Source organism: Desertihabitans aurantiacus (assembly GCF_003344635.1).
Classification (GTDB): domain Bacteria; phylum Actinomycetota; class Actinomycetes; order Propionibacteriales; family Propionibacteriaceae; genus Desertihabitans; species Desertihabitans aurantiacus.
Window position 1 is genome coordinate 22,003 of the sequence record NZ_QPKK01000001.1, and the last position, 19,065, is coordinate 41,067.

Sequence of the window (19,065 nt, forward strand, 5' to 3'; positions counted from 1 at the left end):
TGCCTGCCCGCGACGCCCACGGAAGGGTGCTCCTGTGCCGTTCGAGGACGAGCTCGGCGACGGGGTCACGGTGCACCCCTACCGTCCGAGCTGGGCAACCGAGGCTGCTGACCTCGCCACCACACTGAGCCGAGCAGTCCGGTCCGCGGTCGCCGTGGAGCACATCGGCTCCACAGCCGTCGCCGGCATGTCGGCCAAGGACGTCCTGGACATGATGGTCGTGGTGCCCGATCCCACCGCCTCGGATGTCGAGCACGACCTCACCTGGCTCGGTTACCGCCGCCGCCCCGAGCCGTGGAACAACAGCGAGCCAGCCGCTGGGCGACACTGGCCCAAGATGACCTTCGCCCCTCCCGTCGGCGGCAGGGCCCAGAACATCCACGTCCGGGCGGTCGGCAGCCCGACTCTGCGGCTGGCGCTCCTCTTCCGTGACCACCTGCGCGCCAGTCCGCAGCGGACGGCCTGGTGGTCGGAGCTGAAGACCGCAGCGGCTGCCGTCGCTCCTGACCTCGCCGCCTACGGACGTCTCAAGTACCCCGCCTGGTGCCTGCTGATGGAGCTCGCCGAGACGTGGGCCCGTGACACGGGCTGGCGACCACCCGACCACGGTCTCCTCGCGGGCGACGACGTCTGATGCCGGAGTGGCCGTCCCTCGCTGCGGCTGCCGCGGGAGTACCGGTTCTCATGCGCGAACCGGGTCGGTGCGGTGTACTGGGCCAAGACCCCAGCCGCCGACGTCAGGAGTCGCCATGCCCAGGTACAGCCGAGCGGTCCTGAAGCTGAGCGGTGAGGCGCTCGCTGGCGAGGCCGGCTGGGGCGTCGACCCGAACCGCCTCGCCCACCTCAGCGACCAGGTCCTCGCCGTGCACGACCTCGGCGTCCAGGTGGCGGTCGTGGTCGGCGGCGGGAACTACTTCCGCGGCCGGATGGCCGACGGGTGGGGCATCGGACGAGCCGAGGCGGACAACATCGGCATGCTCGGCACGGTCATGAACGCCCTCATGCTCCGCGGCGCCCTCACGGCACGCACCGACGCCGACATCCGCGTGATGACCGCGGTCCCGATTCAGTCCGTGGCCGAGCCCTTCATCCGCCTGCGCGCCATCTCCCACCTCGAGCAGGGGCGCATCGTCATCCTGGCCGGCGGCATCGGGCAGCCCTACGTCACGACCGACTACCCGGCCGTCCAGCGAGCGCTGGAGCTCGAAGCCGATGCTCTGCTCGTCGCCAAGCGCGGCATCGACGCCGTCTACGACAAGGACCCCAACCTCCACCCCGACGCGGTCCGCTTCGACCGGCTGACCTACGACGAAGCCGTCGCCCGAGGTCTCAAGGTGATGGACACCAGCGCCTTCGTGCTCGCCGGCGAACAAGCCCTCACCATGCACGTCTTCGACATCGCCCAACCGGGCGTGATGCGCCGCATCTGCCTGGGCGAGGACGTCGGCACCCTCATCACCGCAGCCGGGCGAACCGTGCTGAGCGGCGCGGCAGACCTGAGCTGACATGACGCCGCACCCCGACGACGTCGCACTGTCCCACCGGCTCGCCGCAGCCGCCGACGCGATCAGCGCTCCCCTGCACGGCGACCCACTCCGCGTCTCACGCAAGGCCGACGGCACCCTGGTCAGCGCCGCCGACCTGCTCGTCGAGGAGGCGCTGCTGCAGATCCTGCGCGAGGAGCGTGCCGGTGACACCGTGCTGAGCGAGGAGCACGGCACCCTCGCCGGGAACCCCGGACGCCGGTGGATCCTCGACCCGATCGACGGCACCGACCCCTTCCTGTCGGGCCAGCGTTCCTGGGGCACCCACATCGCCCTCGAGGTGGACGGCGAGCTGGAGATCGCGGTCATCACCAGACCCACCGAAGGACGACGCTGGTGGGCCGCCCGCGGACAGGGCGCCTGGTCGCGCCGGGCGGACGCGCCCCGTGCCGAGGACACCGCGCTCCGCGTCTCCACGGTCGACCGCCTGGCGGCCGCTCGCGTCGGCGGCTTCGTCGACCCGGGCTCACGGACGGCGGCGGTCATCGCCGAGCACGCCCGCTGGGTCGCTGATCCACTCGGGGACGTCATCGGCCTGGTCGAGGGCAGGGTCGACGCCGTCATCGCCCCGGGCGGGCAGCTGTGGGACCACGCCCCGCAGGTGCTGCTCACCGTCGAGGCCGGTGGCCGGTACACCGACCGTGACGGCGGCAGCAGCCCCGCAGTCCGCGGGGGCCTCTACACCAACGGCGCGCTCCACCCACAGGTCCTGGCTGTCCCGGAGCTGGGCTGGATCGCGGCCCGGTGATCGGCTCGAGCTCGATGCCGGCGGGTGCTCCACCCGTCGACACCGGGTCCACGACCACTGCTGAGGTTGCTCAGCAACGGATGATCTCTGCGCGCCGGAAGCGCGCGGGCTCGCCGGCGAACTCCAGCACCGCTCCCTCCAACGGGCCGAACCCCTCACCCCAGGAGCGGTGATCCGCTCCGGGCAGGCAGCTGACCAGACCCGCTTCCAGGTCACCTGAGTGGCCGACGAAGAGGACCCGCGCGTCGCTGTTGCCGTGGGGAGTCATCAGGTCACGCCAGAGAGCCGCGATCGTCCGGGACCACCGGAACAGCAGGTCCTCCAGGAACGACATGTCCTGATCGTCACAGACGATCCCGAGCCGCGTCTCCTGACCGCCTGGGCTCTGGCCGAGGTCGACCGGCTGCTGGCACTCTCGATCCGTGGCCGAGGCGTCCGTACCGATCGAGTTCGCGGAGTACGCCGACGACGAGCTGCCCGAGCTGCTCCGCGTCCAGGTTCTGGACTTCCAGCGGATCGTCTGGCCCGAGGGCTTCGCCGGAGCGAACCGCTTCCGGACGTGGACGTCCCACCCGAGCACGGCACCGATCCACCAGCTGTACGCGGCTGGGTCGCAGCTGGTCTCGCACCTGGAGATCGTGACGGTCACCGTGACCGTCGACGGCCACGAGTACCGCGCGGTGAGCCCGACCGCGGTGCTGACCTATCCCGCGTTCCGCCGCGAGGGATGGAGCACCCGGCTGAACGCCAGGGCCGTCCAGCGGATCGACCGCAGCACCGCCGACATCGGACTGCTCACCTGCTCACCGGAGCTGGCTCCGTTCTACGGCAGGGTCGGATGGACGCTTGCTCGCGACGTCCCCGTCATCGTCGGTCCCGAGGGAAGGACGTGGCAGTCCGAGGACGTGCTGCTGACCCGGGCGATCGGCTCGCGCAGCCGAGACGCACTCGAGCGACTGCAAGACCATCCTCTGCGGATCCAGGAAGAATGGTGATCAACACCAGGGTCTGCTCGACATGATCACGCTGCGGGAGGCCCTGGCGGCGCCGCGTGCGCGAAGTGGTGTGGCGGGCGGTCGAAGTGACGGCGTCCGGACGGCCATCGCCGCGCACGAGCTCGAGCGGGCCACTGAGCACGCTGTCCTGCTCGCCCCGTCGGCGCACCCGGGATCACCGCCACGGGCGAACCCGGGGACGCGTGACACGGGTCGTTGCCGCTGCGCCATCCCGCGGGTGTGGGAGGGCGCCATCGCTGAGGCCGCGAGCTCCGCACCCAGGCGGGCCCAGGCGGTGGCGCCGGTCGGGAGCGAGTCGAGACGGTGCCATCCGACCTGGTCGACCTCGTCGACCTGGGTGGGCCTCGGATCTCCGCTGACCGATGCGGCGAACAACAGCCGCACCCCGTGGCGCAGGACGCCGTCGCCGAGGTCGTAGACGTCGTCGTGGACGGCCAACAGATCACCCACCCGGGCGGTCAGCCCGGTCTCCTCGCCCAGCTCCCGGACCACCGCATCGCTCGGGTGCTCACCGAACTCCAGGCCACCGCCCGGCAACGTCCACAGCCCAGCCGCAGGCCCTGGTGCCACCTGGTGGACCAGCAGCAGCGAACCGGCTCTCGTGCACACGCCGTAGGCACTCACCCGCGTCGATCGAGTCATCGGTGAGCGTACGGCGACCCGCACCGGGGTGGGACCCAGAGCAGGTGCTGCGCGCGCGTCGCTCCGCTGGCGCGGGTACTCCGCTCGCGACGGTGGTGCGCTGTCGGACATCAGGCTGTTGCCGGGCCCGGGCGGATGCCGCGGCAGCCGTTGACTTTGATTCGTTTCAACCCTACGTTGCCCTGGAACTCGACCCCTCGACGTGCGAGAGGCGTCACGGATATCACCAGAGCGCGTGCGCACCCTGCGCAGGAGGTGTGTCCGACGATGCGAGCAGGTGGCGTCGCCAGGCCTGTCCGCCGCCTGGAGCCTCACGGGCGGCACGGCAGGGTGACCCAGCTCGGCGCGCGAGTCACCGAGGTCGTCGAGGAGCTGCTGCCGATCAGCACGGACCGGAGAGCGATCCAGACCCTGGCCTGGTCGGTGACCACTTCGACGAGCCTGAGGAGGACCACCCATGAGCACAGCCCGCCAGACCGTCCACATCGCCGGTGACTCCACCGCAGCGCCGAAGACGGCAGCGGTGCATCCCGAGGCCGGGTGGGGCATGGCCCTGCCCTTCTACCTCGACCCGGCCTGGCAGGTGGCCAACCACGCCGTCAACGGCCGCAGCTCGAAGAGCTTCATCGACGAGGGCCGGCTGGCCGTCGTCCTCGCCGAGATCCGCCCCGGCGACGTGCTCATCGTCCAGTTCGGCCACAACGACGCCAAGGTGGACGACCCCAGCCGCTGCACCGAGCCGTGGACGAGCTACCGCGAGCACCTCGCCGAGTACGTCCGCGGCGCTCGTGCGGCCGATGCCCTCCCGGTGCTGGTGACCTCGGTCGAACGACGGAGCTTCGACCCGGAAGGCCGCGCCCTGCCCACCCACGGCGACTACCCCGAGGCGATGCGCACCCTTGCCCGCGACCTCGCCGTGCCTCTCATCGATGTCCAGGTCGAGAGCCTGGCGCTCTGGCAGCAGCTCGGCCCCGAGGCCACGCTGCGCTGGTTCCTGCACACCGACGACGGGCGACGCGACGACACCCACTTCTCCCCGCTGGGCGCCTCGGCGGTCGCGGCCATGGTCGCCCGCGGTCTGGACTCGACAGCGGCGCTCCCCGCCGGCGCGGTGCGTCGGCTCACCGAGGACGTCCCGGTGTCATGGTTCACCTGGTCCGAATACCCGGCCTGAGCCGCCCGCGTTGGTCGCCAGCGGGTCGCGCGAGCTAGCTGACTGTGCACCAGCCGCAGCGGCTGGCTGTCCAGCTGATCCTCCGCCGAGGAGCGTGCCGGTGACACCATGCTGAGCGAGGAGCACGACACGATCGCCACCCACATCGCCCTCGAGGGGACGCCCGCCGCTCGGCCCTCCGCCTTACCGCGGGGCGCCCAGCACCGAGGCCGCGAGCTGCGCACCGAGACGGGCCCAGGCGGTGGTGCCGGTCGGCAGCGAGTCGAGACGGTGCCATCCGACCTGGTCGACCTCATCGACCTGGGTGGGCCTCGGATCTCCGCTGACCGATGCGGCGAACAGCAGCCGCACGCCGTGCCGCAGGACGCCGTCACCGAGGTCGTAGACGTCGTCGTGGACGGCCAACAGCTCCTCCACCCGGGCGGTCAGCCCGGTCTCCTCCCGCAGCTCCCGCACCACCGCGTCGCTGGGGTGCTCACCGAACTCCAGGCCGCCGCCCGGCAGCGTCCACAACCCGGCCGCAGGGCCCGGCGCCACCTGGTGCACCAGCAGCAGAGCACCGGCTCTCGTGCACACGCCGTAGGCGCTCACCCGCATCGATCGAGTCACCGGGTGAGCGTACGGCGACCGGCTCGGAGCTGCGCCGAAAAGCAGGTGCCGGCACGCCTGTCCGCCGCTAGCGTCAGGGGATGCCGCCCCGCGACGTCGCTGCGCTGTCGGACACAACCAGGGTGCTGCGCCTCCGCTCCACTGTGCCCAGGAGCGACCGGCCCGAAGGCTTCACCGGCGACCTCTGCTTCACCTCCGAGATGGTTGCTGCGTTCGTCCACGCCTACACCGATCCGGGGGACCTGGTGGTCGACCCCTTCGCCGGGTTCGGGACGACGTTGGCCACGGCCCAGCGCCTCGGCAGGGCGGCGGTCGGCTTCGAGATCGACGCCGCCAGGGTGGCTCAGGCCAGGAAGGCGCTGACCGACCCGTCCAGCCTGCGGCATCAGGACGTCCGCCGGTTCGACTGGCGGACGCTGCCGCAGTTCACCCTCGCCATCACCTCGCCGCCGTACATGACGAGGGACGACCACGCGCAGAATCCGCTGAGCGGCTACCAGACCCTGGACGGCGACTACGCCCGCTACCTGCGCGACCTCCAGGAGATCTGCTGCGGCATGGCGACCCGAGCCGCTGGCCCCGATGCCCGGATCGTGCTCAACGTCGCGAACCTGCCGTCCACGCCGCTGGCCTGGGACGTGGGTGCGGCGTTGTCAGAGGTCCTCGAGTTCGAGCGTGAGGTCGTGCTCGACTGGGACGACCCTCAGGACTGGTTCACCCAGGACTACTGCTTGATCTTCCGCCCCCGTGCCGCAGATGGGCTCACTGACCCAGCTGCGTCCGGGACCGTGTCAGGTGCCCCAGCGACCACCGCCGCACGTCCGTCGTAAAGCCGGTGCACCGGAGCGGAGCGGTACCTAGCAAGGCGCGATATCCCGCCCGGCTTCCTCGGCCGCTGCGCGGTCCGCCTCGGGCTGCGAGCCCGCGCCTGGACTCGGCTCGGCAGCCTCACGGCGACGGGGCACGGCTGGCACTGAGGACCGCCTCGAGCTGCTCGCGCATCCATGCCGCGAGGGATCCCTCGCGGTGCAGCGCCCAGCCGATCATGGCACCGTGGTAGGTCGTCTCGACGAGCTTGGCAAGGGCCCTGACGTCCGTGCCGTCACGAAGCTCGCCGGCGATCGACGCCGCCTGCAGGTGGCGCTCGAGCGCCGCGCGTAGCCGGCGCGCGCCGCGCAGGGTTTCCGCGTGGAAGTCAGGCTCGACGAGATCGAGCTGGAGCATCGCCACCGAGTTCGCGATCTCCTCCGGGGTCATGTCCGGGTCCACCGCGCCGACCAGGCCCTCCACGACCCGGTCGAGCGGCGACGGGTGCTCGGCCTCCTCGACCGGTGTGACCCACAGCTCCACGCCGCGGCGGTCCGCAGCGAGGAGCAGCTCGTGCTTGGTGCCGTAGCGCTGGATCAGGGTGGCGGGAGAGAGGCCGACCTCGCGGGCCGCAGCGGCTAGCGTGAGCTTCGCTGGTCCGACGCGGTGGGCGAGTGCGAGGACGCCGTCGAGGACGGCCTCGTCGGAGACGGTGCGCGGACGCGGCATCTACTCGGCCGCCGGTAGCGCGATCTCGGGGTCGGCCGCACGCGCCTCCGCGTCGACCACGCCCCAGTCGGGGCGCTCACCGTCGACGTCGGAGAAGCCGTAGGTGTGCATGAGGTCCCACGAGCCGAGGCACTGCCCGGCGAAGCGGGCTCGGTCGGGGTCGGCGGCGAGCGCCGCGACGCCGCGGCCGAGCAGGTGAGGGGTCTCGGAGTAGCGGAAGTATCCGCCGTGGGCGTCGGAGGCGTCGCGCCAGGTCGCCTCCGTCACGCCGAAGTGCTCGAGCATCGCCTCGGAGCGCAGGAAGCCCGGAGTCACGGAGAGCGCGGTCGCACCGTACGGGCGCAGCTCGGCCGCCAGCGAGAAGCCGAGCCGCACGACCGCCTCCTTGACGTGGTCGTAGGCGACGACGCCACGGAACGGGAGGCCAGCCTTGCCGTCGCCGACTTCCACGACCAGCCCGTCCCCGGTCTCGATCAGCAGAGGTAGCGCGTGGTGCGCGGTGATGAGATGCGTCTCGATCCCGTTGCGCACGATCCGGAGCGTGTCCTCGAGCGGGTGCTCCCACACGCCCTTGACCCAGCGGGTGAACGGATCACCGCCCCAGACGTCGTTGACGAGCACGTCCAGGCGGCCGTGCTCGGTGCGGATCCGGTCCACCAGCGCCGCGACGTCGGACCCGACGGCATGGTCGCAGCGGACAGCGATCCCGGTCCCGCCCGCGGCATCGACGAGCTCCGCCGTCTCCTCGATCGTCTCTGGTCGGTCCATCTCCGAGCGCTGGCCGCGCGTCGTACGACCGCTTCCGTAGACGGTGGCGCCGAGCGCTCCGAGCTCGACAGCGATCGCGCGACCACAGCCGCGGGTGGCGCCGGCGACGAGAGCGACCCGGCCGGCGAGAGGGCGTGAGCTGCTCATGAGCTCCACTATAAACGAACGGTCAGTTATATAGCCACCCCGACCGCCATCTCGCAGCCGTGCTCGTCCAGATCAGGAGCCCGCTCAGGAGTGACCGCAGGAACTCCTTGTGGCACGTGAGTGTTAGTGACTAACATCTGCAGGGTGACGACGCGCAAGGCGATCGAGACCCGCGCCCGGCTGCAGCAGGTCGCGACGCGGCTGTTCGCCGAGCAGGGGTACGACGCCACGACGGTCGAGCAGATCGTCCGCACGGCCGGCGTCAGCCACATGACGTTCTTCCGTCACTTCGCGACCAAGGACGCCGTCATCCTCGATGACGGCTTCGACCCGACGATCGCTGCGGCGGTCGCCGCCACCCCCGCCTCGCTCCGCCCCATCACCCGGGTGTGCACGGGCCTGCGTGCCGCCCTCTCCCACGTCGACGTCCCCGAGCAGGAGCAGGTGCGCCAGCGCGTGCGGATCGCAGCGCAGCACCCAGCGCTCCGGATGGGGATGTACGCGAACACCGAAGCCACCCGCGAGGCCATCGTCGGGGTGCTCCTCGACGACGGCGCCGACGAGTTCGCCGCACGGGTCGCGGCGGCCGCGGTCCTGGCGGCCCTCACCGTCGCCCTGCAGGAGTGGTGCCTCGCCGACGACGGGGTCCCCATGAGCGCAGCCCTGGACGCGGCCCTCGCGGTCGTCGACGGCGGTGCGACGTGAACGCGCTCGAGGTCCGCGGCCTGGGACACCAGTTCGACGATCTGCCGGTGCTCCGCGACGTCGATCTGGGCGTGCTCCCCGGCGAGATCCATGCCCTGATCGGCTTCAACGGTGCCGGCAAGTCCACCCTGATGCGCGCCGCACTGGGCATGCTGCGACCGCGGGCCGGCGCGGTGCACCTGTTCGGGGTGAGGGTCGGGGACGCCGACGCGGCGGTCTGGGAGCGGGTCGGCCACCTGATCGACACGCCGTTCGTGTACCCGGAGCTGACCGTGCGCGAGAACCTCTGGGCAGCGGCCCGGCTGCACGGGGTCCCGATCAGCGAGGTCTCCGCGGCCGTGGACCACGTCATCGCCGAGCTCGAGCTCGCGCCCCGGGCCAGCCGCCGCGCCAGCACCCTCTCCCTGGGCAACCGCCAGCGGGTCGGGCTGGCGAGCGCCCTGGTGCACCGCCCGCGACTGCTGGTCCTGGACGAACCGACCAACGCGCTCGACCCGTCCGGTGTGGTCCTGCTGCGCGGGCTGCTGCTCGACGCCGTCCGTGCTGGGGCCGCGGCGCTGATCTCCAGCCACCACCTCGACGAGGTGGCGAGGATCGCGGACCGGGTCACCGTCATCCACGCCGGAGCGATCGTCGGTGAGCTCGATCCGCACGGCGTCGACCTGGAGCGGGCGTTCTTCGCGATGGTCCACGCCGCCGACCGGGCCGCCCGGTCCCCAGCCGCCACGACCACGGAGGACGAGGTCCGATGAGCCCGGCGTACGCCGTGGAGGCGTTGAAGCTACGGCGCTCACGCGTCGTCCTCGTCGCCACCCTCGCGCTGGTGCTCCTGCCGGCCGCGATGGCACGTGCCTTCCTCGCCGCCGCGGAGCGAGGTGGCGACAACCCGGCCGACCTCAAGGCCGCCGCCGTGCTCCCCGGCGTGGGCTGGACCGGTTATCTCGGCGGCCTGGTGCAGATCTACGCGACCGCCGGCCTGCTCGGCGTCGGCATCGTGGTCGGGTGGTGCTTCGGCCGGGAGTACGCCGACCGCACCGTGGTCTCCCTCTACGCCTCCGCGACGCCCCGAGACAGGATCGCCAGCGCCAAGCTCGTCCTGCTCACCCTCTGGGCCACCGCGGTCGGCCTGACCGCAGTGCTCGTCGCCGGCCTGCTCGGGCTCGCGACCGGGCTCGGCGTGCCCGACGACGGCGATCTGCGCACCGCGGCGCGGCTGTCGGTGCTGGCCGTGCTGTCCGGCATGCTCGCGCTGCCGGTGGCGGCAGCCGCCAGCGTGGGCCGTGGCTACCTGCCCGCCGTCGGCGGACTGCTGGTCCTGGTCGTGCTGGCGCAGATGGCCACGGTCGCCGGGGCCGGTGGCTGGTGGCCGTGGTCGGTCCCGGCCGTCTGGGCGATGGGCCCCGAGGCCGGCATGCCAGTGGTGGCGACGGGCCGTCTCCTCCTGGTGCCTGCCGTCGCGCTCGCCGGTGCCGTGGGCACCGTGCAGTGGTGGCGTCACGCCGAGGTGGGCTGAGGTCGTCCCCGGCTGCGTCGTCGCCGCGTCCCGTCAGCCCTCCCAGCCGTCGCGGCCCGGCTGGCCAGCGCAGCTGAGGAGGGCCAGCCGGTCGAGCCAGGCCGTCACCGTCGACCCGTCGAAGGGCGGCGTGCCGCGGCGGACGTCGGCCAGCAGCTGCTCGGCCCGGTCGCGGACCTGCCGACGCACGTCCTCGGGGTAGTCCCAGCGCACCGAGTGGTCGGCGAACTCGTCCTCGTCGTCGAGGAAGGTGTGGCCGCCCGCGGTGCGGATGACGTCGAGATCCATGTCGGTGGCGAGCAGGACGCCGCGCTCCTCCGTCGACCACCCCACGTCCCACATCAGGTCGACGTACACCTCCACGGCGGCCGGGTCGGCCGGTCGGGACAGGCTCGCCACCCAGTCGGTGGCCCCGGCCGGCACCAGCGCCACCCCGTCCAGGGTGTTGCGGTAGTCGACACCGGGACGCCAGCTGCGGGCCCCGGCGGGACGTCCCAGCCAGGCGCCGTGGGCGTCCGTCCCCAGCCAGACGCCCTCGCGCTGCCAGTGCGGCGACCCCGGCCACTTCGTGCAGCGCGTCAGCACCCTCTCGCCGGGGCGGGCGTCCTCGGGCCAGCTCACGCGGCGTCGAGGTCGACGATGACGGGGGCGTGGTCCGAGGCGCCCTTGCCGGCGCGCTCGTCGGTGTCCACCCTTGCGCCGGTGACCCGGGCGGCCAGCGAGGGCGAGCCGAGCACGAAGTCGATCCGCATCCCGCGGTTCCGCTCGAACCGCTGCCGGTAGTAGTCCCAGTAGGTGTAGACCCCCGGCCCGGGGGCGTGCGGGCGCACCACGTCGACCCAGCCGTCGTCGAGGAAGCCCTGGAAGGCGGCCCGCTCCGGCGGCGTGACGTGGGTGGAGCGGGCGAAGGCGGTGATGTCGAAGACGTCCTCGTCGCGCGGGGCGATGTTCCAGTCCCCGACCAGCGCCGTCGGCTCGGCCAGCCAGCCGGTGGCCGCCTCCCGCAGCCGGGACAGCCAGTCGAGCTTGTAGTGGTAGTGCGGGTCGTCGGGTTTGCGCCCGTTCGGCACGTACAGCGACCACACCCGGACGCCGCCGCAGGTGGCCCCGATCGCCCGCGACTCCGGCGCCACCGGCTCGCCCCAGCCGGGCATGTCGGGGAAGCCGGCCTCGACGTCGGCGATCCCCACCCTGCTGATGATCGCCACCCCGTTCCACTGGTTGGTGCCGGCGGCGGCCACCTCGTAGCCCATGCCCTGCAGCCCGAGCAGCGGCAGCTGGTCCTCCCGGGCCTTGGTCTCCTGCAGCGCGAGGACGTCGATGTCGTGGCGCAGCAGCAGGTCCTCGACCCGCCCGATACGGGAGCGCAGCGAGTTCACGTTCCAGGTGGCCAGACGCACCCAGCCACCCTAGAGGGCGCTCCTGACGGCCCGTTCCCGGCTGGTCCGGCGCCGGGCCGTCACCACATCGTGTGAGTGGGGACACACGGGGTGGGTAGTGCCTGGGACAGACGCCTCCGTCCAGCAGCGTGGCAGGGGCTCGGAACGCAGCGCAGCCCGTCTGCGCGCTTCGGCACAAGGGAGCAGCAGTGAGCAGCTACGGAAACGATCCCGACCCCCAGCCCTACGGCACCGGCCCGCAGGCCTCCGGCGACGACCGGCCCACCACCTGGTCCAGCAGCGACGACCCGACCGCGCCCGGCGTCACCGGCTACGGCAGCACCGTCCAGGACGAGTCGCTGTCGGAGCCCGTCGGCGGCAGCCAGGACACCGGCGGCGGTTCCGGCGGGTCCACCAAGGACGTCGCCCAGCAGGAGGCCTCGCAGGTGGCCGGCACCGCCAAGGAGGGGGTGCAGAACGTCGCCGGCACCGCCAAGGAGGAGGCGGTCAACGTCGCCCAGGAGGCGAAGCAGCGCGCCGGTGACATCGTCGGCACCGTCCTGGACGAGGTCCGGGGCCAGGCGTCCAGCCAGCAGCAGCGCCTCGCCGGCGGCCTGCACACGGTCGCCTCGGAGCTGGGTGAGATGGCCTCGAAGTCCGAGCAGAGCGGACCCGGCACCCAGCTGGCCAAGGAGGCCTCGCGCCGCATCGGCAGCGCGGGGCACTGGCTGGAGAACCGTGAGCCGGCCGACCTGCTGGACGAGGTGCGCGACTTCGCCCGCCGGCGTCCGGTGGTCTTCCTCGCCGGTGCCGCACTCGCCGGTGTGGTGGTGGGACGCCTGACCCGCGACATCGCCGCCAGCCGCACGTCGCTGGACGACCCCGGCCCCCGCCGGGCCAGCGCCACGGGCACCGGTCAGGGCCCCGCCGCCTGGGAGGCCCCCAGCTCCGGCACCGCCTACGGTGCCACCGGCACGACTGGCTACGAGGGCACCGGCAGCACGGGCTACGCCGACACCGGCTACGCCTCCGGCGGCTACAGCCAGGCCGACTCAGCGGGCTACGGGCAGACCGGGGCGAGCGGCTACGGCACGACCGGCACCGGCTACGCCACGGGCTCGCAGGACTTCCCGCCCGGCACCGAACCCGGTGCGGCCACGGACCGTCCCGCCTCGCTGGTCGAGGAGGACCTGACCGACCCGCAGGCCGAGCGTCCGGGTGAGGACCCGTGGCTCGATCCCCGGAACGAGGGGACGCGATGACCGGCCCCACCTATCCGGACCCCACGCCGAACCCGATGCCGGTGCCGGACCCCGGGACCACCCGGGGCGCTGCGGAGTCGCTCCAGAGCGGCGCCCAGGGCACCGGGACCGGCTCGGGCCACCGCGGCATCGCCGAGTCGGAGGACGGCCGGAGCATCGGCCAGCTGCTGAGCGACGTCACCTCCACCCTCTCGACGCTGATGCGCCAGGAGGTGGCCCTGGCCAAGGCCGAGGCCAGTCAGTCGGCGAGCCGTGCGGGCAAGGGCATCGGCATGTTCGCCGGTGCCGCCGTGGCCGGGCTGCTGCTGCTGGTCTTCATCAGCCTCAGCGCCATGTTCGGCTTCGGCCAGTTCATGGGCTACGAGTGGGCGGCGCTCATCGTCGCCTCGGTCTGGGCGATCGTCGCCGTGATCCTGGCCGTGGTCGGCCGCAACGAGATGCGCCGGATCCGCGGCGTCCCCGACACCACCGACACCCTGAGCAAGGTCCCCAACGCCCTGAAGGGGCAGGAGGAGATGAACCGATGAGCACCGAACCCGTGCAGTCCAACGACCCGGAGCAGATCCGGGCCGAGATCGCCCGCACCAGGGCGGAGCTGAGCGACGACGTCGACGCCCTCGCCGACACCGCCAACCCGGCCAACATGGCCCGCCGGCAGGGCGACAAGATGAAGGACGCCGTGACCGGCGTCAAGGATCGCATCATGGGGTCCAGCAGCGATGCCGGGCACCGGGCCGCAGGCGCAGCCTCCGACGCGACGGGTGCGGTCCGCGGGGCCGCCTCCGACGCCGCCGGCGCCGTCCAGGGCGCTGCCTCCAACGTCGGTGACGCCGTCAGCTCCGCCCCGGGCAACATCCGCAGCCAGACCCAGGGCCACCCGCTGGCCGCCGGTCTGATCGCCTTCGGTGCGGGGATGCTGCTGGCCGGGCTCTTCCCGGCGAGCCAGAAGGAGCAGCAGCTGGTCGGCGACCTCCAGGAGAAGGCCGAGCCGCTCAAGGAGCAGGCCCAGCAGGTGGTCCGCGAGGCGGCCGAGAACCTCAAGGAGCCGGTGCAGGAGGCGGCCCAGTCGGTCAAGGAGACCGCCACCGAGGCCGTCCAGAACGTCCAGGAGGAGGGCCACTCGGCCGCCTCGGACGTCCAGGGTCAGGCCCAGCAGTCCAAGGACGCCGTGCAGGAGTCGCGCGGCAGCTGAACCGTCGACGGCCGGAGGACGGCCACCCGCGGAGACGAGCCGTCCGCGTGGTGGGGCGTCCTCCGGCCGTCGCGTCCTCCCCACCGGTTCGAGCAGGAGAGCCACCATGTCGCACACCCCTACCGAGCAGCCCGAGCGCGTCCCTGGCGAGCAGGCCGAGCGCCCCCAGGACATCCCCCGCCAGGGCTGGTTCCAGATCGCCAAGCGCGGCTGGGCCGAGGCCAAGACCGACCAGGTGCCGCTGCTCGCCGCCGGGGTGGCCTTCTTCGGCTTCCTCGCACTCTTCCCCGCGCTGGCTGCACTGGTCGGCCTCTACGGCCTCTTCGCCGACCCCGCCACCATCACCCAGCAGCTCGGGTCCTTCCTGCAGGGTCTGCCGGCCGAGGCCCGCACCCTCATCACCGACCAGCTGACCTCGCTCAGCAGCGGCGGACGCCAGGGGCTCGGGCTCAGCGTGATCATCTCGCTGCTGGTCGCGCTGTGGAGCGCGTCGGGCGGCGTCAGCAACCTCATCACCGCCGTCAACGCCGCCTACGACGAGGACGACGAGCGCAACTTCGTCAAGAAGCGGGGGCTGGCCCTGCTGCTGACCCTCGGCGCCATCATCTTCCTGCTGCTCGTGCTGACCCTGCTGGCCGTGGTGCCGCCGCTGGTGGAGGCGGTCTTCGGTGGCAGCCCCGTGATCCGGTTCCTGCTGCTGGCTGCGCGCTGGGTGGTGCTGGTGGCCCTGGTGATGGCAGCCCTCGCCGTGGTCTACCGGCTCGCCCCGGACCGGGACGCGCCGCAGCTCAAGTGGGTCTCGGTGGGTGCGGTGGTGGCGACGGTGATCTGGCTGGTCGCCTCGATCGGCTTCTCGGTCTACGTCTCCACCTTCGGCAGCTACGCCAAGACCTACGGCGTCTTCGCCGGCATCATCGTGCTGCTGCTGTGGCTGTGGATCACCTCCTACGCGGTGCTCCTGGGCGCGGAGATCAACGCCGAGGCCGAGCAGCAGACCGCGAAGGACACCACCCGCGGGCCCGAGCAGCCGATGGGTGACCGGGACGCGGTGAAGGCCGACTCGCTTCCCGGCGACGAGAAGGGCTGAACCGGACGCTGCGACACGCCGGGACCCTGTTGCAGCGGGGGTCCCGGGCGACCGCACCCCGCACGGGGTCGGCAAGGCGAAGGCCAGGGACGAGGTCTCGGGCTCGACGCCGGTGACGACCTTCAAGAAGAGCGACACCGTCGACGCCTACGACGACGGCGGCTCCAAGCGGTACGAGGGCGAGCGCGACCTCGACCGCGACAACGACGGCATCGCCTGCGAGAAGCGCTGAGCCCACTCGCCCGCCGGGTCTGACGCGGGCGTCAGCCCGCGGCGGCGTCCCGCTGGCGGGAGTGGTGGCGCCGGGCCTTCATCCGGTTGCCGCAGACCGCCATCGAGCACCAGCGCGCTGTACCCGCCCGGGTCCGGTCGACCAGGAAACGCCGGCACTCGTCGTTGCCGCACGCCCGGAGCCGACCGGGACGGGCCTCCTGCAGATGTGACCAGGCGAGGACCGCCCGCACCGCGGGCACCCGCTCGGCGGGGACGTCCAGCTCCCAGCGCACCCCGTCGGGGCCGAGCTGCGGCCGTCGCACCACCCCGGCCAGCACGTTCTCCAGCCCGGCCGGCACCTCCCCGGTGCGCACCGCGGTCTGCAGCACCTCGCGCACCCGGGACAGCTCGGCCACCTCCGCCGCCGACCCGTGGCCGCCGAGGTCGCGCGCGAGGGCCGTCGCGGTGTCGCCGTCGGTGAGCAGGTCCTGCTGCTCGCCGCCCACGACCGGCGTCGAGTTGAGCAGCCTCAGCAGGGCGTCCTCGTCCTCCATGCGTCGCCTCCTCGGCAGATCTCACCAGCATGACGTCTTTGACAGGTTACCCTCTCCGTGCTTGGCTCTTCTAACCACCAACCAACTTCGAGCCAGTTAGGACCTGTCATGCCCACCCACCACCGGTTCGCCGACGTCGCAGGACGCCGGGTCTTCTACCGCGAGGCCGGCTCACCGGACGCGCCGACCGTCGTGCTGCTGCACGGCTACCCGACCAGCTCGTTCATGTTCCGCCACCTCATCCCCGCGCTCGCCTCCGAGCTGCACGTCATCGCCCCCGACCACATCGGCTTCGGGCTGTCCGACGCCCCCGACGTCGACGAGTTCGACTACACCTTCGACGCCCTGGCCGACGTCACCGCGGCGCTGCTCGACGGCCTCGGGATCGAGGAGTACGCGATCTACGTGCAGGACTACGGCGCCCCGATCGGCTGGCGGCTCGCGCTACGCGACCCCTCGCCGGTGCGGGCAATCATCAGCCAGAACGGCAACGCCTACGAGGAGGGCTTCGTCGAGGAGTTCTGGCGCCCGATCTGGGACTACGCGGAGCGCCCCGACGCCGAACGGGAGGCGGCGCTGCGCCCGGCCCTCGACGTCGAGGCGATCCGGTGGCAGTACACCCACGGGGTCCCGGACCCGAGCGTGGTCAGCCCCGACACCTGGACCCACGACGCCGCGCTGGTCGGACGTCCGGGCAACGACCTCGCCCAGCTGGCGCTGTTCCGCGACTACGTCAGCAACGTCGCGCTCTACCCGGCCCTCCACGAGCACCTGCGGACGTCGCGGGTGCCCGTGCTCGCGGTGTGGGGTCGCTCGGACGAGATCTTCGCCCCGGCCGGGGCCGAGGCGTTCCGCCAGCACGCGCACGAGCCCGAGATCCATCTGCTCGACGGCGGGCACTTCCTGCTGGAGAGCGCGCTGGAGGAGGTCGTCCCGCTGGTGCTGCGGTTCCTCCGCACCCGGCTCTGAGTCCCCGCAGCGGCCACGAGATAGTGGACGGCGTCGTCGAGGAGGTCTCGTGTCGTTCACCACCCGCCCCACCCTGTCCGGCACCTTCGGCATGGTCGGCAGCACGCACTGGCTGGCCAGCGCCACCGCGATGTCGGTGCTCGAGCGCGGCGGACGCGCGGCCGACGCCGCCGTGGCCGCCGGGTTCGTGCTGCACGTCGTCGAACCGCACCTCAACGGGCCCGCCGGGGAGGTGCCGCTGATCATCAGCGCCGAGGGCGCGCCGCCGAAGGTGCTGTGCGGGCAGGGTGTCGCCCCGGCCGGGGCCACCGCCGCGCACTACCGCGACCTCGGGCTCGACCTCGTCCCCGGCACTGGTCCGCTGGCCGCGCCGGTCCCCGGTGCGGTGGACGCCTGGCTGCTGCTGCTGCGCGACCACGGCAGCTGGCCCCTGCGCGACGTCCTCGACCACGCCATCGGGCTGGCCGAGCACGGCCACGTGCCGGTGCCGCAGGTGGCGGCCACCGTGCGCAGCGTCGAGCAGCTGTTCGCCGAGCACTGGACCTCCTCGGCCGAGGTGTACCTGGGCGGGGACGGGCCGCAGCCCGGCCGGCTCTTCCGCAACCCCGACCTCGCCCGCACCTGGCAGCGGCTGCTCGCCGAGGCGGAGTCGGCCGGCCCGGACCGCGACGCCCAGATCGAGGCGGCCCGGCGCTGCTGGCGCGAGGGGTTCGTCGCCGAGGCGCTGGTCGCGACCGCCCGCACCGAGACGATGGACTCCTCCGGCACCCCGCACGCCGGCACCCTCGACGGCGACGACCTGGCCGGCTGGCAGGCCAGCTGGGAGGAGCCGGTCAGCCTCGACGTCGGCGACTGGACGGTGCACAAGGCGGGCGCCTGGAGCCAGGGTCCGGTGATGCTGCAGCAGCTGGCCCTGCTCGACGGGGTCGACGCCGGTCTCGACGTCGACGACCCCGCCACCCTGCACCGGCTGGTCGAGGGCACCAAGCTCGCCATGGCCGACCGCGACGCCTGGTACGGCGACGCCGCCCCGGTGGACCTGGATGCGCTGCTCTCACCCGGACACACCGCGGCCCGTCGCGCCCTGGTCGGCGAGCAGGCCTCGGCCGACTGGCGTCCTGGGACGCTCGCCGGCCGCGAGCCGGTCGTCGCCTCCCACATCGGGCGGCTGCTCGCCGGTGAGGTGGCCGCCCAGACGGGGGCCGGGTCGGGTGAGCCGACCGTGCAGCACGCCGGGGACGTCCGCCCCGAGCAGCCCGACGCCGTGGCCCCGCCGGTGGACGCCGACGGCACCACCCGCGGCGACACCTGCCACCTCGACGTCGTCGACCGCTGGGGCACGATGATCTCGGCCACCCCGAGCGGCGGCTGGCTGCAGTCGAACCCGGTGGTGCCGGGGCTCGGCTTCCCGCTCGGCAACCGGCTCCAGATGGCCTGGCTGGACGACGGCCTGCCGAACACGCTGACCCCCGGACGGCGCCCGCGCACCACCCTGACCCCGAGCCTCGCCTCCTACCAGGGACGTCCCACGCTGGCCTTCGGCACCCCCGGCGGCGACCAGCAGGACCAGTGGAGCACCCACTTCCTGCTCCGGGTGCTCGCCCGCTTCGCCCAGGACCGGGTGCTCGACCTGCAGGGTGCGATCGACGCCTCGAACTGGCACACCAACGCCCTGGTCAACTCGTTCTGGCCGCGCGGCTACGAGCCGGCCTCGCTGGTGCTGGAGAGCCGGGTACCCGCCTCGACCGTGCAGGCGCTGGAGGCCCGCGGGCACCGGGTCACCCTGGGCGGACCGTGGTCGGAGGGACGTCTCAGCGCCGTCGCCCGCCACCCCGACACCGGCGTCCTGCTGGCCGCGGCGAACCCGCGCGGTATGCAGGGCTACGCCGCCGGCCGCTGAGCCGCAGCGCGCTGACCCATCCCTAGCGCGCTGACCCATCCCAGCGCGCTGACCCATCCCCAGCGCGCTGAGCCTGTCGAAGCGCGAGCTCCCGCCCTTCGACAGGC

The 19,065-nt window shown here is 72.7% G+C and carries 24 protein-coding genes; 16 read left to right on the top strand and 8 right to left on the bottom strand.

Annotation, left to right across the window (positions count from 1 at the left end; genetic code table 11):
- Positions 1-34 precede the first annotated feature (34 nt).
- From DVA66_RS00130 to DVA66_RS00140, 3 genes are all read left to right on the top strand, one after another.
- Entirely contained in the window at positions 35-634 is a 600-nt protein-coding gene (locus tag DVA66_RS00130; RefSeq protein WP_114558185.1) for a GrpB family protein, read from the top strand.
- A 115-nt stretch (positions 635-749) separates the two neighbouring features.
- On the top strand, positions 750-1,505 hold the full coding sequence (pyrH, locus tag DVA66_RS00135; protein ID WP_114558186.1) for a UMP kinase: 756 nt from the start codon (positions 750-752) through the stop codon (positions 1,503-1,505).
- 1 nt (position 1,506) lies between these two features.
- Positions 1,507-2,292: an inositol monophosphatase family protein gene (locus DVA66_RS00140; RefSeq protein ID WP_114558187.1), complete on the top strand. Its 786-nt coding sequence runs from the start codon at positions 1,507-1,509 to the stop codon at positions 2,290-2,292.
- 70 nt (positions 2,293-2,362) lie between these two features.
- Here DVA66_RS00140 and DVA66_RS00145 read toward each other — a convergent pair whose 3' ends face one another.
- Positions 2,363-2,626, bottom strand: a complete 264-nt coding sequence (locus DVA66_RS00145; RefSeq protein ID WP_114558188.1) for a hypothetical protein — start codon at positions 2,624-2,626, stop codon at positions 2,363-2,365.
- A gap of 88 nt (positions 2,627-2,714) precedes the next feature.
- Here DVA66_RS00145 and DVA66_RS00150 point away from each other — a divergent pair, with 88 nt between their 5' ends.
- Positions 2,715-3,287 carry a GNAT family N-acetyltransferase gene (locus DVA66_RS00150; RefSeq protein ID WP_114558189.1) on the top strand — a complete coding sequence of 191 codons (573 nt, stop codon included), beginning with the start codon at positions 2,715-2,717 and terminating at the stop codon, positions 3,285-3,287.
- Here the strand turns inward: DVA66_RS00150 and DVA66_RS22055 are convergent, their stop codons facing one another.
- Complete coding sequence (locus DVA66_RS22055) at positions 3,288-4,499, bottom strand: NUDIX hydrolase (protein ID WP_408608880.1); 1,212 nt, start codon at positions 4,497-4,499, stop codon at positions 3,288-3,290.
- Here DVA66_RS22055 and DVA66_RS00160 point away from each other — a divergent pair.
- Complete coding sequence (locus tag DVA66_RS00160) at positions 4,408-5,124, top strand: rhamnogalacturonan acetylesterase (protein WP_114558191.1); 717 nt, start codon at positions 4,408-4,410, stop codon at positions 5,122-5,124. The two genes, DVA66_RS22055 and DVA66_RS00160, sit on opposite strands and share 92 nt — an antisense overlap.
- Positions 5,125-5,307: 183 nt before the next feature.
- On the opposite strand, the gene DVA66_RS00165 is transcribed toward DVA66_RS00160, so the two are convergent.
- Positions 5,308-5,733, bottom strand: coding sequence for an NUDIX hydrolase (locus DVA66_RS00165; RefSeq protein WP_198671347.1), 426 nt, complete (start codon positions 5,731-5,733; stop codon positions 5,308-5,310).
- A gap of 80 nt (positions 5,734-5,813) precedes the next feature.
- Here DVA66_RS00165 and DVA66_RS00170 point away from each other — a divergent pair, with 80 nt between their 5' ends.
- Complete coding sequence (locus tag DVA66_RS00170) at positions 5,814-6,563, top strand: DNA methyltransferase (protein WP_114558193.1); 750 nt, start codon at positions 5,814-5,816, stop codon at positions 6,561-6,563.
- A gap of 118 nt (positions 6,564-6,681) precedes the next feature.
- Here the strand turns inward: DVA66_RS00170 and DVA66_RS00175 are convergent, their stop codons facing one another.
- A complete protein-coding gene (locus tag DVA66_RS00175; protein WP_114558194.1) occupies positions 6,682-7,269 on the bottom strand; it encodes a TetR/AcrR family transcriptional regulator in 588 nt (195 codons plus the stop codon).
- Positions 7,270-8,184 carry an SDR family oxidoreductase gene (locus DVA66_RS00180; protein ID WP_114558232.1) on the bottom strand — a complete coding sequence of 305 codons (915 nt, stop codon included), beginning with the start codon at positions 8,182-8,184 and terminating at the stop codon, positions 7,270-7,272.
- 144 nt (positions 8,185-8,328) lie between these two features.
- On the opposite strand from DVA66_RS00180, the gene DVA66_RS00185 reads away from it, so the two are divergent.
- Genes DVA66_RS00185 through DVA66_RS00195 form a run of 3 tightly spaced genes read left to right on the top strand, consistent with a single transcriptional unit; the run spans position 8,329 to position 10,402 of the window.
- Positions 8,329-8,889 carry a TetR/AcrR family transcriptional regulator gene (locus DVA66_RS00185; protein WP_232821648.1) on the top strand — a complete coding sequence of 187 codons (561 nt, stop codon included), beginning with the start codon at positions 8,329-8,331 and terminating at the stop codon, positions 8,887-8,889.
- Positions 8,886-9,641 (top strand): ABC transporter ATP-binding protein, encoded by a 756-nt coding sequence (locus DVA66_RS00190; RefSeq protein WP_114558195.1) that lies wholly within the window; start codon positions 8,886-8,888, stop codon positions 9,639-9,641. The genes DVA66_RS00185 and DVA66_RS00190 overlap by 4 nt, the downstream gene beginning before the upstream one ends.
- A complete protein-coding gene (locus DVA66_RS00195) occupies positions 9,638-10,402 on the top strand; it encodes an ABC transporter permease (protein ID WP_114558196.1) in 765 nt (254 codons plus the stop codon). Before DVA66_RS00190 ends, DVA66_RS00195 begins: the two co-directional genes overlap by 4 nt.
- A gap of 33 nt (positions 10,403-10,435) precedes the next feature.
- On the opposite strand, the gene DVA66_RS00200 is transcribed toward DVA66_RS00195, so the two are convergent.
- Positions 10,436-11,023 (bottom strand): DUF402 domain-containing protein, encoded by a 588-nt coding sequence (locus tag DVA66_RS00200; RefSeq protein ID WP_114558197.1) that lies wholly within the window; start codon positions 11,021-11,023, stop codon positions 10,436-10,438.
- Positions 11,020-11,802 (bottom strand): exodeoxyribonuclease III, encoded by a 783-nt coding sequence (locus tag DVA66_RS00205; protein ID WP_114558198.1) that lies wholly within the window; start codon positions 11,800-11,802, stop codon positions 11,020-11,022. The genes DVA66_RS00200 and DVA66_RS00205 overlap by 4 nt, the downstream gene beginning before the upstream one ends.
- 188 nt (positions 11,803-11,990) lie before the next feature.
- Here DVA66_RS00205 and DVA66_RS00210 point away from each other — a divergent pair, with 188 nt between their 5' ends.
- From DVA66_RS00210 to DVA66_RS00230, 5 genes are all read left to right on the top strand, one after another.
- Positions 11,991-13,043 (top strand): hypothetical protein, encoded by a 1,053-nt coding sequence (locus tag DVA66_RS00210; protein WP_114558199.1) that lies wholly within the window; start codon positions 11,991-11,993, stop codon positions 13,041-13,043.
- Positions 13,040-13,570: a phage holin family protein gene (locus DVA66_RS00215; protein WP_198671349.1), complete on the top strand. Its 531-nt coding sequence runs from the start codon at positions 13,040-13,042 to the stop codon at positions 13,568-13,570. The genes DVA66_RS00210 and DVA66_RS00215 overlap by 4 nt, the downstream gene beginning before the upstream one ends.
- Entirely contained in the window at positions 13,567-14,235 is a 669-nt protein-coding gene (locus tag DVA66_RS00220) for a DUF3618 domain-containing protein (RefSeq protein ID WP_114558200.1), read from the top strand. Before DVA66_RS00215 ends, DVA66_RS00220 begins: the two co-directional genes overlap by 4 nt.
- 106 nt (positions 14,236-14,341) lie before the next feature.
- Positions 14,342-15,322 carry a YihY/virulence factor BrkB family protein gene (locus tag DVA66_RS00225; RefSeq protein ID WP_114558201.1) on the top strand — a complete coding sequence of 327 codons (981 nt, stop codon included), beginning with the start codon at positions 14,342-14,344 and terminating at the stop codon, positions 15,320-15,322.
- A 112-nt stretch (positions 15,323-15,434) separates the two neighbouring features.
- Entirely contained in the window at positions 15,435-15,554 is a 120-nt protein-coding gene (locus DVA66_RS00230) for an excalibur calcium-binding domain-containing protein (RefSeq protein ID WP_114558202.1), read from the top strand.
- A 31-nt stretch (positions 15,555-15,585) separates the two neighbouring features.
- On the opposite strand, the gene DVA66_RS00235 is transcribed toward DVA66_RS00230, so the two are convergent.
- On the bottom strand, positions 15,586-16,089 hold the full coding sequence (locus DVA66_RS00235; RefSeq protein ID WP_114558203.1) for a CGNR zinc finger domain-containing protein: 504 nt from the start codon (positions 16,087-16,089) through the stop codon (positions 15,586-15,588).
- A gap of 108 nt (positions 16,090-16,197) precedes the next feature.
- On the opposite strand from DVA66_RS00235, the gene DVA66_RS00240 reads away from it, so the two are divergent.
- Entirely contained in the window at positions 16,198-17,058 is an 861-nt protein-coding gene (locus DVA66_RS00240; protein ID WP_114558204.1) for an alpha/beta fold hydrolase, read from the top strand.
- A gap of 49 nt (positions 17,059-17,107) precedes the next feature.
- A complete protein-coding gene (locus DVA66_RS00245; protein ID WP_232821649.1) occupies positions 17,108-18,958 on the top strand; it encodes a gamma-glutamyltransferase family protein in 1,851 nt (616 codons plus the stop codon).
- Positions 18,959-19,065 lie beyond the last annotated feature (107 nt).